12 protein-coding genes are annotated in these 13154 nt (G+C 65.8%); 6 read left to right on the forward strand and 6 right to left on the reverse strand.

Annotation, left to right across the window (positions count from 1 at the left end):
- Positions 1 to 88: 88 nt before the first annotated feature.
- Entirely contained in the window at positions 89 to 1543 is a 1455-nt protein-coding gene (locus tag KF833_13705; GenBank protein ID MBX3746356.1) for a DUF1501 domain-containing protein, read from the forward strand.
- An 84-nt stretch (positions 1544 to 1627) separates the two neighbouring features.
- Here the strand turns inward: KF833_13705 and KF833_13710 are convergent, their stop codons facing one another.
- Positions 1628 to 2959 (reverse strand): asparagine synthetase B family protein, encoded by a 1332-nt coding sequence (locus KF833_13710; protein MBX3746357.1) that lies wholly within the window; start codon positions 2957 to 2959, stop codon positions 1628 to 1630.
- A gap of 37 nt (positions 2960 to 2996) precedes the next feature.
- Positions 2997 to 3239, reverse strand: coding sequence for a hypothetical protein (locus KF833_13715; GenBank protein ID MBX3746358.1), 243 nt, complete (start codon positions 3237 to 3239; stop codon positions 2997 to 2999).
- A gap of 354 nt (positions 3240 to 3593) precedes the next feature.
- Here KF833_13715 and KF833_13720 point away from each other — a divergent pair, with 354 nt between their 5' ends.
- On the forward strand, positions 3594 to 4574 hold the full coding sequence (locus tag KF833_13720) for a transposase (protein MBX3746359.1): 981 nt from the start codon (positions 3594 to 3596) through the stop codon (positions 4572 to 4574).
- Between the two features lie 145 nt (positions 4575 to 4719).
- On the opposite strand, the gene KF833_13725 is transcribed toward KF833_13720, so the two are convergent.
- Entirely contained in the window at positions 4720 to 7638 is a 2919-nt protein-coding gene (locus tag KF833_13725; GenBank protein ID MBX3746360.1) for a TonB-dependent receptor plug domain-containing protein, read from the reverse strand.
- A gap of 367 nt (positions 7639 to 8005) precedes the next feature.
- Between KF833_13725 and KF833_13730 the strand changes: the two genes are divergently transcribed.
- The 4 genes from KF833_13730 (at position 8006) to KF833_13745 (ending at position 11930) form a co-directional block, all read left to right on the forward strand.
- A complete protein-coding gene (locus tag KF833_13730) occupies positions 8006 to 9229 on the forward strand; it encodes a DUF1015 domain-containing protein (GenBank protein MBX3746361.1) in 1224 nt (407 codons plus the stop codon).
- A 46-nt stretch (positions 9230 to 9275) separates the two neighbouring features.
- A complete protein-coding gene (locus KF833_13735; protein ID MBX3746362.1) occupies positions 9276 to 10511 on the forward strand; it encodes a PQQ-like beta-propeller repeat protein in 1236 nt (411 codons plus the stop codon).
- A gap of 136 nt (positions 10512 to 10647) precedes the next feature.
- A complete protein-coding gene (locus tag KF833_13740; GenBank protein MBX3746363.1) occupies positions 10648 to 11367 on the forward strand; it encodes a DUF554 family protein in 720 nt (239 codons plus the stop codon).
- 8 nt (positions 11368 to 11375) lie between these two features.
- Positions 11376 to 11930 (forward strand): NUDIX hydrolase, encoded by a 555-nt coding sequence (locus KF833_13745; protein ID MBX3746364.1) that lies wholly within the window; start codon positions 11376 to 11378, stop codon positions 11928 to 11930.
- A 43-nt stretch (positions 11931 to 11973) separates the two neighbouring features.
- On the opposite strand, the gene KF833_13750 is transcribed toward KF833_13745, so the two are convergent.
- Genes KF833_13750 through KF833_13760 form a run of 3 tightly spaced genes read right to left on the reverse strand, consistent with a single transcriptional unit; the run spans position 11974 to position 13078 of the window.
- A complete protein-coding gene (locus KF833_13750; protein MBX3746365.1) occupies positions 11974 to 12258 on the reverse strand; it encodes a hypothetical protein in 285 nt (94 codons plus the stop codon).
- Complete coding sequence (locus tag KF833_13755) at positions 12255 to 12578, reverse strand: Rieske (2Fe-2S) protein (GenBank protein MBX3746366.1); 324 nt, start codon at positions 12576 to 12578, stop codon at positions 12255 to 12257. The genes KF833_13750 and KF833_13755 overlap by 4 nt, the downstream gene beginning before the upstream one ends.
- Entirely contained in the window at positions 12575 to 13078 is a 504-nt protein-coding gene (locus KF833_13760) for a tetratricopeptide repeat protein (protein ID MBX3746367.1), read from the reverse strand. Before KF833_13760 ends, KF833_13755 begins: the two co-directional genes overlap by 4 nt.
- Positions 13079 to 13154: the final 76 nt, after the last annotated feature.

The raw sequence follows: 13154 nt of genomic DNA on the forward strand, positions 1-13154 counted from the left end.
TGACCGATGTCGCCGACCTGACCCATCCGCCCTCCGCCCTCCCTTTTCCGGCTGCGAGGCGCGCGACCGGCGTGCTACCGTGTCCCCCATGCACGCATCGCCGCCCCTATCCGAACGTTCGCAGGTGGACCTGTGCCGCCGCACCTTCCTCGGACGCTCGGCCTACGGCTTGGGCGGGATGGCCCTGGCAACCCTCCTGGGCCGGGGCCTCGATGCCAGGGCCGCCGAACCCGCGGGTTCCGAAGGACGCTGGCCGGGTGTGGTGACCACCCCCCACGCTCCGGTGCGGGCAAAGCGCATCATTCACCTCTGCATGGCGGGCGGACCGTCCCACCTCGAAACCTTCGACTACAAACCCGCCCTGCAAGCCCTCGACGGACAACCGTTCCCCGAGTCGTTCACACGCGGACAACAACTCGCCCAGTTGCAGAACACCGAACTGAAAGCGCGCGGCCCCTTCTGCGGATTCCGGAAGTGCGGTGAATCGGGCCTCGAAATCGCCGACCTGTTCCCCCACCAGCAGGCCATCGCCGACGACCTCTGCATCGTCCGCTCGATGCAGACGGAACAGATCAATCACGACCCCGCCCACTTCTTCATGAACACCGGTTCGATCATCAAGGGCCGGCCCAGCATGGGTTCCTGGCTCCTCTACGGTCTCGGAGCCGAGACCGAGGACCTGCCGGGCTTCGTCGTCTTCACGTCCGCCGGCCGCTACGGACAACAACCCGTGTCCGCCCGCCAGTGGTCCAGCGGATTCCTGCCCAGCCGCTTCCAGGGCATCCAGTTCCAGTCCCGCGGCGACGCCGTCCACTACATCGGAAACCCCGAGGGCGTCTGCCAGAGCGCCCAGCGCCAGATCGTCGAAGAGGTCCAACGCCTCAATGGCCTCCTTGCCGACCAACGCTACGACCCCGAAATCCGCACCCGGATCGCCCAGTACGAAATGGCCTTCCGCATGCAGACGTCTGTGCCCGAACTGACCGACTTCAGCGGCGAATCCGCCAAGACCCTCGAACTCTACGGCATTCGCGAACCCGGCGACGGCACCTTCGCCTCCAACTGCCTCATGGCCCGCCGCCTCGCCGAACGCGGCGTGCGCTTCATCCAGCTCTACCACCGCGCCTGGGACCATCACGGCGAAATCGAGGCCGGCATGCGCAGCGCCGCCGCCGATGTCGATCGTGCCTCAGCCGCCCTGGTCACCGACCTCAGGCAGCGCGGACTCCTCGACGACACCCTGGTGCTGTGGGGCGGTGAGTTCGGACGCACCCCCATGGGACAGGGCAGCGGCCGGGACCATCACATCCTCGCCTTCTCCGTCTGGATGGCCGGTGGCGGCGTGCGCCCCGGCATCGCCTGGGGTGAAACCGACGAACTGGGTTACCGCGCCGTGCAGGACGTCGTTCATGTCCACGACCTCCACGCCACCATGCTCCACCTCTGCGGCATCGATCACCAGCGCCTCACCTTCCGCTACCAGGGACGCGACTTCCGCCTCACCGACGTCCACGGCAACGTCATCCGCGGACTCGTGGGTTGAACCGGGTTGAATCCGATTCGCACCCTCCTTTGCCGTATCCATGCAGCAGGGAGGAGCAGGCTCCGCGAGTCCCCAGCCCGTTGCTCAACGGTCCGCCTCGCCATACTGCTCCGCGAATTGCCGTCGGTAGAAACGCTCACGGTCCGGCACACGCCGGCGCAATTCCTCCAACGGCAGCACCCCGTGTTGAAACCGGCGCTTCGGGAAGACCGGAAAATCGATCCCCAGCACCTGCTTCATTCCCCGGCGCACAATGTCGCCCTTCAGCTCGTACAGCCGCTGGTGGTCGTACCCGGTCAACACCGCAAAGGGAATCCCCTCCGCAATCTCGACCACGTGCGGCTGGGTGAAGGGACTGAACCCCGCGAATCCAAAATGCCGCATCGGCGCATAGGTCCGCGTATAGCTGCGGCTGAGCCCGCCGCTGTAGGTCAGCGAATGCTTGATCTTTCCCACCCCCCACCCCTCCTGGTACAGCATCAGGTTGTTCACCACCGAGCGGATCGTCAGCTCGGGATTCTCCTCGATCGGATAGTCCTTCAGGTTCTCGTCCCCGCCATCCCCGTCCGCCAGATGGCGCCATTTCGGATACCTCGCCCGAATCCCCTTCAGCAGCGCGATCAACATCGTCGCCGCCTCGATATCGAGCGGCTTGTAGTCCTCCACGATCCGGACCGCTTCCCCCGGATCGAGTGTCGCCGGATCCGCCTCGACCGGTTCATGGAACAACGCCAGTCCCAGCGACTCGAGAAAACGCCGCGCCTGCGCCAGGTCCGCCCCGCCACCCAGATCCAGCGTGAACGCCTTCAGCCGCGACGGGTTCATCGCCAGTTGCCGCATCGCCTGGTACGCCAAGATGAATACCGCCCCGCTGTCGATTCCCCCGCTGAAACACACCCCGACCGGCTCGTCCTCCGGAATGGTTGGCAGCCACTTGAGAATCTCTCCCGACAACGCCGAAACATACATTGCCCCAATCTCGTCCGGCTGCCCCGAAAGTGAGTTCCGCTCCGGATCCAGAAACCGCCGGTACACCGGGTCCGGATCCGGACACCCAACTAATTCGATCTCGACCACGTAATGCGCCGGCACCATCCGCGTGTAACTCGGATGGAACTGCCCCTCCAATCCCTCCGACTTCAACCACGCATAGAGCGCGTCAATCCGGTCCGCCACGATCAACGCCGGACCCTCGTGCCGCTTCGCCAGGAAATATCGCATCGGCCGGTCCAGCGACCGCGCCATCCGCACCTTTTTCCCCTCCCGCGCCCACAACGCGAACGACCCGGGAATCGTCCGAACCGCCGCCGGATCCCCGCTTCGCACCCGCTCTCTGGCCTCCTCAAGGAACCCCGATGGAAGGCGGTTCAATGCCGGATCCAGCAAGTCCACCACACGTTCGACCGGGACATTCATGACATCCGTCACCCAACCCGGACGACACCCTCCTTGTCTAGTCCGGACTCCCTGCCGGCTCCGATACCGACGAAGGAACCGGACCCGACCCCGCCTGCCCGGCGACCCCACCGGATTCGAGGGTCACCGCATTCCGCCACTCGCGCTCCCGCTGGGCCCGGCTCCAAACCCAGTACAATCCCATACCCACCATCAGGAACAGCGCCAGCACAGCCCCGGCCAAAACGCGCCCCAACGCCGGGGCCCGTCCCGGAATCTCTGCGTCGGACCTTGTCGCCATGCCTCAATCCTGCCCGGATCAGACCTCTCGCGGAAGGGCGATTCCCAGCCTCGAACCAAATCCTCATGGAATCCCAATCAACGGCCCGAGAATTCCAATAAATAGACAGCCAATTTACTATTGACCCATGAATCCTGATAACTGGCCAGACTTTTTGCAGTTAACCCAGGAGGATCGTCTACATTTAATTTAATAAGCCAGGCTGTTTAAGTTTTCCCGGACAGGGATACAGACTGTTAGACCATTTGTTAATTAGTCAGTCCTTTTGCAATTGACGCCCTCTTACTCATCGATCATCCTTCACCCCATCATTCCGCACACCCCACCCGCGTCTCCCTCACCCAACTCAACCTCATGAGAACCCCGCGCATCACCGCCGACCCCATGCTCCCCGCCACCTATCATTGCATGTCCCGCGTCGCCGGCGGCCTACACCTCCTCGATGACTCCGGGAAGAACAAACTCCTCAATCTCCTCCACCACCTCGCCCGGTTCTGCGACATCGACATCATCACCTTCTGCATGATGTCCAACCACTTCCATCTCCTCATCCGCGTCCCCCCCAAGCCCCTTCCCGACTCCATCCCGGACGACGTCATCCTCGCCAAACTCGAGGACTTCTACGGGCCCAAGGCCACCCTCCCCTCCCTCGCCCGCGCCGCAGTCAACAAGGGCCAACCCATCCCCGACGACATCCGCCAGGCCGTCCTCTCCCGCATCGCCGACCTCTCCATCTTCCTTCAGGAGTTCAAGCAACGCTTCTCCCGCTGGTACAACCGCCGTCACGACCGCACCGGCTACCTTTGGGGCGAACGCTTCCGCAGTGTCCTGGTGGAAGACTGCCCCAGCACCCTGCGCGCCATCGCCGCCTACATCGACCTCAACCCCGTCCGCGCCGGGCTGGTCAACGATCCCAAAGACTACCGCTTCTGCGGCTACGCCGCCGCCCTCACCGGCGACAAGGTCATCCGCCGCGGAATCATGGGTTTCCTGGGCGCAACCGATTGGAGCGCTGCGTCAGCGGAATATCGCCTGGCCCTCTATGTGATTGGCGGGACGTCGGGGCGGAGCGACAAGCGGGTGTTCGATCCGGAGGCGATCCGGGCGGAACTGGCGCGGGGCGGAGAGTTACCGCTGGGCCAGATCCTGCGGCTACGGATCCGGCACATGACCGACGGGGTGTTCCTGGGATCGAAGGAGTTTGTGGACCAGATGTGGGAGCAGCACCGGGATAAGTTCGGGAAGCGACGCAAGAGCGGCGCTCGGATCATTCGAGGCGCCCCGATCCCGGGGCTCACCGTGTTGCGGGATCTCCGTGTCAATGCGGTGGGCTGATGAACCGCATCTGGGACAGCACCGCCGAGGTCGCGATACGCGCCCTGCCTCGGGGGAAATACACCAGATCTGGCCTGTGGCTCGGGGATGCAACGTCCTGCCACCCCCACGCGCACCCATGATCCAGCATTTCCCTGCGACGACCTCAAAACCGCTTTGAGACCTGAAAATACACCAGCCGCCCGAGGATGTTGTAGGTCGACTTGTCCGTATTGTCCTCGCTGGAGGAAGGCACCAGGGAGACTTCCTCGTCGGACACATTCTGACACCCGACCGCCACCCGCAGGCCGTCCGCCCATCGCTGTCCCGGGCGGCTCCGGCCGAACTCATACGCAAGCTGTAAGTCCACAGTGAACCATGGCGCCACGTCCCACTTCCGATCATCCAGGGTATAGCCGTGGTAGTCTTCGCCGATTGCGGGATGCAACACTCCCAAGTCCTCGACACCAGGGATGTACCGCGAAAAGACGCTGAAGGTCAGGTCCCGGTACTCCCACGCGAAACGCAACGCCAGGTTCCAGTCCGGCAGCGTCCCCTGTCCCCCGGGTATCGTAAAGATGTCGGTGTACTGCCCGCCGTACCCATGGAACGGCCCGCCTGGAGTCGTGCGGAATTCGTAGTTCAACAGGATGTTGGCCGAGGCGCCGACCTGAAAGGTGCCGGCCGTATCCGTCCGCCATTCATACGCCGCGCCGAGATCCAGGCCGTCGGTCCGCTGCGCCAGCCCCGGCGTCGGCACAATGTCCGCATTCCCCCAGTTCGCCACCGTCACCTGGTTGGGGGCGGTGGAACTGAGCCGGGTCCCGTCCCCGAACATAAACCCTGAAGCAAACGGCGAGGCCGAACCCAGCGCATTCAGGCTATTGGCGTACGACTGGAAGTCGAAGGTGCTGATGCCGGGATTGTCGATGCGGTAGTAGTCCAGCGACAGCGTCAGACCCCGCAAGCGCTCCGGCGTCCAGACCACGCCGCCGGTCCAGATGGCCGCCGTGGCGGGCCGGAGGTTCGGATCGGCGAACTGGGTGTACTGCACCTGCCCAAAACCATCCGGCAATGACAACAGCGGGTAGGATTCCTGGGGCGAGCCGTACAACTCGAACAGACTTGGCGCGATGAAACCCCGGGAGTACGTCCCGCGCAAGGCCACCTGGTCGCCCACCGGCTCCCACTTGATCCCCACCTTCGGCACTTGCGTGCTTCCGCCCGGGTCCAGCCACTCGAATCGCCCGGCCGCCGCGATCTCCAACGAGGCCACGCCCGGCACCGCCATGTCAGGCGACACCACCGGAATACCGGTCTCGACAAACCCGGCCCAGGTGCGGCGCCCACCCCCAGGGAAATCCCCCGATGCCGGCACCCCCAGCGCGAGCCCGTTGCGCGTCAGAAAATCGTAGGTGGTGCTCAGGCTTTCCCACCGGAACAGCCCACCGACTGCAAACGCCACCTTGCCGGCCGGCAATTCAATCGCCCGCGCCGAGACCAAAAGATCCGCATCCAGCAGCTCCGATGCCCCGTCACGAAACGTGCCGGCCCGGATCGCCTCCAATGTCCGGGGATCATTGCGGGGATTGCCCGGTAGCCCGAAGTAATCGTACGTCGGCAACGCCACACCCGCCGCCGTCCGCAACAGACTCAACCGGCCCGAGGGATCGGCCGCGAAATCCGGAGTCAGAGCCAGGTTCAATGCCGGCACGGACGGCGCATTGCGCGTGATCTGCCGCTGGTCGCTCCGGTTGTAGTTGAAGCCCGTCGACCACGCGATGTCCTCGATGCCGCCCCCCGGCTCGTCCAAGCGCCCCCGCAGGCCGGCCAACACCCGGTAATAGGAGGTGTCCGACTCCGAATAGCGCGGACCGAGATTCGTGAACCGGGTGGTTACCCGCGGACTCCCCAACCCGCCCGCCCCCAGGGTCACCCCAAACGGATTGTACGGATTGTCAGCAGGAATGCTCACCTGGTTGCCGCCCAGGGAGAACGCCGGCGCCGCCGCCAGCGCACCCGTCGATCGGTGATCGGCAAACAGGAAGTCCCCGTACAACACCAACCGGTCGTCGAACAGCGCATGCTCGCCCTGCATCGCCACCTGCCGGCGGTCCTGGCGCAGGATCGAATAGGTGTCCTCCGCCGTGTTGTTCAGCGGAAAAAGCGTCCACCCCGCATCCGCCAACTCGGATCCCTGCGGCGTCTCCGCCAACGGGATGTACACCCCCGCCTCCACCAGATCTTCAATCGTCCATACCCCCCCAAGAAATCGCTCCGGAACCGTCACCATCCCCGGATCATACCGCGGATGCCCCTGCGCGTAGGGCGAACCGGCCAGGACAAAGCCATCCACCCGGCCGGGATAGGTCGGGCTGATGTAACTGGCCGGGTACAATCCGCGCGCCGTCAATTCGGAGATCCCGTACGAGGCCACCGCACGGTCCCGGGTCCACAGGGGATCGTTGAAGTGATACCGGGCCCCCGCGGTGATTGAACTGCGATCGTTCGAGAATCCGCCCGTCACCCACGCCGAGTACTCCTGGTAACCATCGCCCCGCGTCGTGAATCCGTACTGCCCCCCAACCTCCGCCCCGTGGTATCCCTTCTTCAACACCACGTTTACCACACCCCCGATCGCGTCCGCCCCGTAGATCGCCGAAGCCCCGTCCTTGAGCACTTCGATCCGCTCGATCATCGAGACGGGAACGGTGTTGAGATCGACCGCCGATCCGTTGCTCAAGGCGGAATTCGCCAGTCGCCTCCCGTTCAACAGCACCAGCGTCGGCAGATTGCGCAACGCCACCCGCGACTCCCCCGACCCGCCGTTGTTCACCTCCCGCCCGATGTTGTCGCTCCCCAAAAAACCAACCTGCGTCTTCCTCAACGCATCCATCACATCCGTCGCCGCCACCCGGCGCAACACGTCTGCCTCGATGACCTCCACCGGGCTGGAAGTCACCCCCTCCATCCGGGGAATCCACGAACCCACCACCACCATCGGCTCCAGTTCGATGATCCCCGTCTCCCCCTGTCCCCATGTCGCCAAGGGCAACCCCATCAGCGATCCAACGGCACCCGCCATCCAAACCAGACGCCAGGCGGCTCCCGTGTTTGGATCCCCTCTTGATCTGTTCGGTGGGCTCATCTTCCAAGGCGGTTGCTTGCAGTCCAGCCCCGGCCGTACTTCCCCGCCAGGCCCGGCGGGATGCCAGAGGCGTCATGACACCGCACGTCGAGGCCATCCCCAACCCGCGCGGCCGAGCCCGCAGTCGTTCCTACACCCCATGAGTCCCTTGCGCCCCCCATCGTTCCAATTCGACTGCCCCTTGCTCCAACGAGGCTCGCCGCGCGTTCTAAGGGAACTCTCGCCGGGCCGTCAAGATTGAGGCCGGGAAATCTCCTCTGGTCCCGCCCGCCGCCCCGCCGCTACCCTCCTCCGCGCTTCTGCCATGGCCACCATTCACCCATTCGCCGCCCTCCTCCCCCAACCCTCCATCGCCCCGCGCCTCTGCGAACTGCCCTATGATGTCATGTCCACGGACGAAGCCCGGGCCATCGCCGATGGCAATCCCCTGAGCTTCCTCCGCGTCAGCAAACCCGAGATCGAACTCCCTCCCGGCACGGACCCCTACGCCCCCGAAGTGTACGCCCGCGGTCGTGACAATCTCCGGCGCCTCATCGATCAGGGGGCCCTCGTCCGCGATGCCCAACCGTCCTTTTACCTCTACCGCCAGTGCGTCGGTTCCCACTCCCAAACCGGCCTCGTCGCCGCCGCCAGTTGCCAGGAATACCTCGATGGCATCATCCGCAAACATGAACTGACCCGCGTGGACAAGGAGGACGATCGCGTCCGCCATATCGACACCCTCAACGCCCAGACCGGACCCGTCTTCCTCACCTACCGCGCCCAACCCGAAATCGACACCCTCGTGTCCGACCAGACGGACCGCCCCCCACTCGTCGATTTCACCGCGGCCGACAACGTCCGCCACACCTCCTGGCGTGTGGCCGATCCCGGGACCGTCCGTCGCCTCAGCGACCTCTTCGACCGCATCCCCCGTCTGTACATCGCCGACGGGCACCACCGCAGTGCCGCCGCCGCCCGCGTCTTTCAAGCCCGCCAGGGCGCCGCCAATGCCGCGGGGTTCCTGACCGTGATCTTCCCCCACAACCAGATGCGGATCCTTCCCTACAACCGCGGGCTCAAGGACCTTAACGGCCACTCCCCAAGCCGTCTCCTCGCCCTCCTGGCCGGGACCTGTGAACTTCACCCCGGCGCCCCCGCCTCCCCCTCCGCCAAACATTCGCTCAGTCTCTTCCTCGACGGCCGCTGGCACGGGCTCTCCTTCCGTCCAGACCTCCTGGAAGGCCGCTCCGGCATCGAGGCCCTCGACGTCACCCTCCTCCAGGACCGCATCCTCCAACCCCTCTTCGCCATCGACGATCCCCGCACCAGCCACCGGATCCAGTTCATCGGCGGCATCCGCGGCACGGACGAACTCGAACATCGCGTCCAGAACGGCGAGTTCGCCTGCGCCTTCTCCATGCACCCCACCGGCATCGAGGACCTCATGGCCATCGCCGATGCCGGCGGCATCATGCCCCCCAAGAGCACCTGGTTCGAACCGAAACTCCGCGACGCCATGTTCTGCCTGATGCTCGGACCCGGTTGACGCCCCCGTCGCGCCCGCTAGGTTCCGCGCCACCTGCCGCCTTCCCATGAAATCCCTCGCCCCCCTGGCCTCCCGTACCCCTTCCCTCCTCGCCCTCCTCGCCCTCCTCCCCGCAACCGTTGCCGCCAACGACTGGCCGCATTGGCGTGGTCCGGAACGTACCGGAATCTCGCTCGAATCCGACTGGAACCCCCTGTTCCCGCCCGACGGCCCCCCGGTCCTCTGGCGTGCCCAGGTTGGCATCGGATTCGCCGCGGTCAGCGTCGCTGACGGACGAGCCTTCACCACCGGCAACCGCGAGGACCACGATACCCTCCACGCCTTCGATGCCGCCACCGGCCAGGTCCTCTGGCAGCATCGTTACCAACAACCCCTCGATCCCAAATACTACGAGGGCGGAACCAGCGCCTCCCCGACCGTGGACGGCCATCGCGTGTACCTCCTTAGCCGCCGCGGCGACCTGTTCGCCCTCGACGCCGCCACCGGCGCCGTCGCCTGGCAGAAGGACATCGCCCGCGAAGTTGGTGCCAGGATTCCAACCTGGGGATTCGCCGGTTCCGTCCTCATCGATGGCGATCGCGCCGTCCTGAACGTCGGGGCCCACGGCGCCGCCGTGGACAAACACTCCGGCCGCCTCCTTTGGAAGTCCGGCACCGCCGAGTCCGGCTATGCCACCCCCGTCCCCTTCCAACACGCCGGACAGTCCCTTTACCTCCTCTTCGGCGCCCGGGAACTTGCCGCCGTCCGCGCCGATAACGGTCGCAAAGTCTGGAGTCATGCCTGGAGAACGAGCCACGATGTCAATGCCGCCGACCCCATCGTGGCCGGCCCCAATCGCGTCTTCCTCGCCTCCGGTTACAACCGGGGCGCCGCCCTCCTCGAAATCCGCGGCTCCCGCCCCGCCGTGGTCTGGGAAAACAAGAACATCCGCAGCCAGATGAACGCCCCAGTCCTCCTCGACGGCCACCTCTATGCCATCGACGGCGATCACGGCAAGGCCCGCCTGCGCTGCGTCGAACTGGACTCCGGTCAGGTAAAGTGGACCTTCGACGACCCCAATCACGGCGCCCTCTCCATCGCCAACGGATACCTCATCGTCATCGGCGAACGCGGCGAACTCCTCATCGGTCCCGCCAGTCCCGAAGGTTTCCAGCCCGTCTCCCGAGCCCAGATCGGCGGAGGCCGCTTCTGGACCACCCCGGTCCTCTCCCACGGGCGACTCTACCTCCGCAACGCCGCCGGCAGCCTCTGGTGCCTCGACCTCGGCGCCCGCCAGCCGTAGCGCTCCTCCACCCGCCCTCACCGACGCCAGGAGGGGCCTGTTCGGCGAGCCCACCCCTCCCCTTCCCCACGCCGATTCCACCGTTCCAACCCCTTTCGCCTTGGCGGCGGTCAGTCCGGACTGATTCCCTCCGTCCGTGGTCGGCACATGGATCAATGCGGGCGCCATCCTCCTCGGCGGATGCGTGGGGTTGACCGTGCGCCGCGACCCGTCGCCACGCGCTCAATGGCTGCTCAAAGCCCTCATCGCCGCAGCCGCCCTCTGGACCGGTCTCCACCTCGTCTGGAGCGGGATCGGCGGTTCGCCCGGCCGCGTCCTTGCCCAACTCGCCCTTGCCCTGCTCGCCCTGGTCCTGGCCGGCGCCCTCGGCAGGGCCCTCGGATTCCAACGGCAACTGAACGCCCTCGGTCGCTACGCCCGCGAACGCTTTGCCAAAGTCCGCAGCTCCCGACGCCCCGATTTCTCCGAAGGTCTGGTCGTCACCACAATCCTTTGCTGCGCCACCCCGCTCGCCCTCGTCGGCGCCCTCCTCGACGGCCTCCCCGGTGACCCCCGCGCCCTTGTCATCAAGGCCGCCATCGACGGTCTCGCCGCCCTTGCGCTGGCCCGGATCCTTGGCGTCGGCACCCTGGTCGCCGCCCTCCCACTCATCGCCTTTCAAGGCTCGATCACCCTCGGTGCCGCCTCGCTCAAACCCTGGATGCACCACCCCGGCCTCATGCCCGGCCTCCTCGCCGTCGCCGGCCTCCTCGTCACCATGACCGTCCTCGTGGTCCTCGATGTCCGCAAAGTGCCCCTGGCCGATTACCTCCCCGCCCTCCTCCTCGGCCCCGTCCTCCGTCTCTGGCTCCCGTGAACCCTCCCATCCAGCCCTGGCCCCTCCTCCGCTCCGAAACCCTCGGCGACTTCCGCATCTTCCGGCTCCGCCAGGACTGGCGCCGCTCGCCCCGCACCGGCTGCGAACACGATTTCTTCGTCCTCGATTCCCGGGACTGGGTCAACATCCTCGCTCTCACCCCGGACGGACAGGCGATCCTGGTCGAGCAGTTCCGGCACGGTACCGCCTCGATCGATCTCGAAGTCCCCGGCGGCGTCATGGACCCCGGCGACGCCTCCCCCGTGGCCACCGCCATCCGCGAACTCCGTGAGGAAACCGGCTACGAGGGATCCCGCGCACGCCTCCTCGGCAACATCGCCCCCAACCCCGCCATCCAATCCAATACCTGCCACACCGTCCTTATCGAAGACTGCCGCCCCACCGGCCTCCATCATTTCGATCCCGGCGAGGACATCGCCACCCGTCTCGTCCCTGCCGACGATCTGCCACACCTCGTCGCCAATGGCACCATCCGCCATTCCCTTGTCGTCGTGGCGATCTACCACTTCGACCTCTGGCGCCGCGGACTCAAGCAGGCCTGATCGCACCCTTCCCCCAACCAGGCGCCCCCCCCGCCTCACGCCGTCACCCGCCCACGCCGGAACGCACCTTCTCCTTCTTCTCCCCACACTCGGCCTCCAGCGATTTCCGCTCCGACGCCAGCTGCCGCTCCAACTGCGCGACCGCCTCGAAATCCCCCTTCATCGCCGCCTCCTGAAGCTGCCCGGTCAGGAAAATCTCCCGCTCCGCAATCCGCGCCCGGTACACGGAATCCAATTCGGCCAGCTGACCCTTCTGCTCGTCGGTCAACTTTACCGTCGGGGACGCCTTCGCCAGCCTTTCCATCGCGAGTTCGTAAGCGGACTTCATACGTTTTGAGAAGATTGGAGATCGATCCAGACCACCCCGTCCTCAACCTTGGTTGGATAACAGGCCACCGGCCGCTCCGGATTGCTCAGACACGCCCCCGTCCGGGGATCGAAGGCCCAGCCGTGCAACGGGCAATGCACCCGCCCATCCTGCAATACCCCCGCCCCCAGCGGCCCACCCCGGTGCGGACATGCGTCATCGATCGCATGAAACGCCCCCTCCACACGCCACAACGCAAACCGGCGGCCCCGCACCTCCACCGTCCGCCCCTCGCCCTCCGCCACACTGTCTGCCTGCGCGACCGCCACGAACTCACTCATGCCGCACCTCCTTCCTGCCCCTTGCCCGACTCGGTGGCCGACGGGGCCGGGGCCTTCCGCTTCCATGGCATGTCGGGAAACTCGCTCGGAGCCGGAACCTTCCGCACCGGAGGCTTCGGAGCCCCCGCCATCCGCAACTCCGGCTCCTCCTCCGGCGCGTCCGACGCCGGCTTGTCCATGTTGCCCCGCCACGACGCAATCCGCGCCTGCAACCCGTGATGCTCCGCCGTCTTCTTGTCCCCGGCCCTCATGTAGAACAACGACAGATTCGTGTGCACCAACTGCTCGTGCGGTCGCAACGTCTCCGCCCGGTGCCCCTCCTCGATCGCCTTGGCAAAATCCCCCTTCCGACACCATGCCATCCCCAGCGACAGCCGCGCATCGAAGTGCTCCGGCTCCTCCCGAAGGATCGCCTCCAACCGCTCGATCGCCCCATCGTAGTTCTCCTGCGTGAACTCGAACATCGCGTCGTCGTAACGCTCCTGCAGGGACTGGGCCATGGGCGAATCCACCCCCGCCGTATGGCATGCCCGAGGACCCCGCGCAAGCTCCCAACGCCCATCCAATACCCAACCC

Source organism: Verrucomicrobiia bacterium, assembly GCA_019634625.1.
Lineage (GTDB): Bacteria > Verrucomicrobiota > Verrucomicrobiia > Limisphaerales > CAIMTB01 > CAIMTB01.

Bases quoted from the DNA above. Each gene is read 5' to 3' on its own strand.
- KF833_13705 (MBX3746356.1), top strand. From the start codon at position 89: ATGCACGCATCGCCGCCCCTATCCGAACGTTCGCAGGTGGACCTGTGC.
- KF833_13710 (MBX3746357.1), bottom strand. From the start codon at position 2,959: ATGAATGTCCCGGTCGAACGTGTGGTGGACTTGCTGGATCCGGCATTG.
- KF833_13715 (MBX3746358.1), bottom strand. From the start codon at position 3,239: ATGGCGACAAGGTCCGACGCAGAGATTCCGGGACGGGCCCCGGCGTTG.
- KF833_13720 (MBX3746359.1), top strand. From the start codon at position 3,594: ATGAGAACCCCGCGCATCACCGCCGACCCCATGCTCCCCGCCACCTAT.
- KF833_13725 (MBX3746360.1), bottom strand. From the start codon at position 7,638: ATGGCGGGTGCCGTTGGATCGCTGATGGGGTTGCCCTTGGCGACATGG.
- KF833_13730 (MBX3746361.1), top strand. From the start codon at position 8,006: ATGGCCACCATTCACCCATTCGCCGCCCTCCTCCCCCAACCCTCCATC.
- KF833_13735 (MBX3746362.1), top strand. From the start codon at position 9,276: ATGAAATCCCTCGCCCCCCTGGCCTCCCGTACCCCTTCCCTCCTCGCC.
- KF833_13750 (MBX3746365.1), bottom strand. From the start codon at position 12,258: ATGAAGTCCGCTTACGAACTCGCGATGGAAAGGCTGGCGAAGGCGTCC.
- KF833_13755 (MBX3746366.1), bottom strand. From the start codon at position 12,578: ATGAGTGAGTTCGTGGCGGTCGCGCAGGCAGACAGTGTGGCGGAGGGC.
- KF833_13760 (MBX3746367.1), bottom strand. From the start codon at position 13,078: ATGGCCCAGTCCCTGCAGGAGCGTTACGACGACGCGATGTTCGAGTTC.